Source organism: Candidatus Neomarinimicrobiota bacterium (assembly GCA_018647265.1).
Lineage (GTDB): Bacteria > Fidelibacterota > Marinisomatia > Marinisomatales > TCS55 > TCS55.
The window spans coordinates 1-2,797 of record JABGTK010000017.1 but is presented as its reverse complement, the minus strand read 5'-3'; the positions used below and the strand labels follow the sequence as shown (position 1 = coordinate 2,797).

1 protein-coding gene and 1 pseudogene are annotated in these 2,797 nt (G+C 39.6%); both read right to left on the bottom strand.

Going from position 1 to position 2,797, the window contains the following annotated elements:
* Nucleotides 1-336 (bottom strand): annotated as a pseudogene (locus tag HN459_01255) (amidohydrolase).
* Nucleotides 337-604: 268 nt separating this feature from the next.
* Complete coding sequence (locus HN459_01250; protein ID MBT3478069.1) at nucleotides 605-2,770, bottom strand: carbohydrate binding family 9 domain-containing protein; 2,166 nt, start codon at nucleotides 2,768-2,770, stop codon at nucleotides 605-607.
* Nucleotides 2,771-2,797 lie beyond the last annotated feature (27 nt).

The following is a 2,797-nucleotide window of genomic DNA, read 5'->3' as shown; positions in this document are numbered from 1 at the left end:
TTGTCCCGTTTTCTTTAAATAGTCTTTTACCGCAATGGCTGCAGCTATGGATGCTGTTCCAAATAAATGATGACCGCAAGCATGACCGGCAGCGCCATCAACAATCGCCTTTCTTTCAGTAGCTACTTCCTGAGATATGCCCGGGAGTGCATCGAATTCCGCCAAGATACCAATGATGGGTTTTCCTGAACCATATTCCGCCACAAAAGCTGTGGGTATTTCAGCTACACCGGATTCAATACTGAATCCTTCATCGGATAAAGTTTTTTTGAGTAATCTGGAACTCTTTTCTTCCTGGTATCCCACTTCGGCAAACTTCCAAATGGACATGGCAATTTGTTCATATTTTTTGGTTCGTTTATCGATGGACTTTTGAGCAGCCTTTTTATTAGACTGTCCAATAGTAATCTGAGGAATTAAAAATAATAGGGTCAACACCAAGGCAACCAATCGTTGAGAAAATTTCAATTTAACCTCCTGTTAATTTCATTTAATGGAATGGGAAGTTAGGTGGGCTATATGAAATTCTAAAGATAGAAAGAAAAAAACCGGGGCATCATCTTGAAGGGCAGTGTGACGACTCAGCCCCGGCCTTTAGAGAAATTTAATTGAATAAGTATTGAAATTTCATGAAGTATTGACGGCTGTTCAAACGGCCATTCTCAATCGCATCCATGGATAGTGTATTTACAAATTGGTTCTGGGAAGATCCAATATAAAAAATGGTGAATGGACTGGGCTGATAAGTCAACAATGGTTGTACGGTAAATGAATTGCTGAAATCATTATACTGGCCCAACAATTTAAAACCGAAGGCTTCATTAAATTGGTAGTTCACTCGCAAAGAAGCCAAATACCCGGAAAAGTATTCTTCTTTACCATCCAGTGTAGTCATTTTTTGTGTATTGTATCGGGGACTTACCATCAGTTTATCCGTTATTTTTATTTTACCCCAAAGCCACATAGCACTGCTTTTTCCTTTTTCGGGCGTGTTCAAAAAGCGGACAATATATTCACCGTTATTCAATCCGCCACCAAAAGTGAGTGATTTGCTGAATGAGCTGTTGATATTCAAATTAAAGGAGGAAAGATTCTTTAATTCTGTCTCCTTAAACCTCGCAAATGGTTCATAGTTGTATGACATATTAACGCGGAACTGGCGAGGCAGTTCAACATTCCCGAAAAAGGCAATATATTGGCTTTTTGTTTCACCGTCAAAATTTTGCCGGACGCCAGTATTAATTCCGCCCACAGCTTTCGTAACGAATGAATTGGGGAAAGCAATCCAAATACTTTTCAAATAAGCGCGCCTGTTATTATTACTGCGGATAAAACCATTCTCCGCCCGAAAGGTGGGTGAATTATGGTCGTAACCTGTTTCTAAAATCCAATGTTCTGTTTGGCGGCGAAATTCGATTTCCACTGCATTTCCTGTAAAAGATTCTCCATCAAATGTAAACGTATTATTGTCTCCAAATTTATTAGCGGATACCACCAACGAATCATTCGGTTCTTTGGTATGACTGAACACAGTTTGGAATTCTAATTGATACATATCATTAAAACGATAACGGGTATCGAAGCCAAATACAGAACCGTTTCCTTCATTATCCATCATTTGGCGATTGGTGGCAAGTAAACCAAAATAACTTCCGCTATCCAAAGATCGTTTATAGCGAAAAATATTGGAAAGACTTCTCTTCCCCATGGCTGTATAACTGCGCTCTTCCCCAGGAATGATATAGGGCGAATCTTCATCCATGGCAGAAAGTAATGCCCAAGTATTTTTCTGACCTCGATTAATTATCCGACCCGCTGCGATAGGGTTATTGATAGACCGTGTATAAATGGCATTAATCCACGTATCCATGAGATCGGCGCCTTCATTGAAAAATGGACGTTTTTCGCGAAAGGAAAGTGCAAAAGTTGTATTTACATCCACTTGATCTTCGTCAGCTTCAACTTGGCTAAAATCAGGATTAATGGTTACTTCTGCTGTGCGGTCAGAACTAAAGCTGTATTTGATTCCCAAGGATGCTTCACCAAATGGATTGGCATCTTGGATTTTATCATTGTTATCCAGTTCAGAAGATTGTGAGCCCACAACGGTAGGAAGAAATTCAAATCGGCCTTTTTGTTCAATTCCTTCGATCCCTTTTAGCTTTCCCAATTGACATAACCAGCAGGGGTTGGAACGGTCAAAACCACCCCAAACTATCTGAGAACGGGTACTCCGAGGAAGGCTGCGATAAAAAGTAATTTTCCATTCTTGAATATGATTTTTGGGAAAAGATAGACTTGAGAAAGGTATTGCCATTTCAACCTGATATCCTTCATCCGTTATTTTCCCTTTGGATTCATAAATGATGTCAAAAGATTCATCTTCATTATCTCCTTGGTTTAGGGCATCCATTTGAATACCATAGGGATTGGAAGCAATCATAATGGCTGAATTGGCGTCTCCATAAGTATCAATAACAATGGCAACAAAATCATCGCCCCATGCTTGATCTCTTTTTTGAAAGGAGGCGCGAATTTCCTCCGGATTTGAATAGGCCGTGAAAGCTACATAAAGATAATTTTTATCATAAGTCAGTTTTACTTCAGTTTCTTCCATTGGATTAATATTGTCCCCCGGTTGAAATTCTAAAAAATTATTTGTCGTTGTTGCCTTTTGCCATCCTTTATCATCAAAGTCTCCATCAATTTCTATTAGATCCGATGTTCGCGTAATTTCAAATATACGGGATCGAAGATCCTCCGATTTCACGCTTGATTTAGGCGCCCCCGCTCCCAG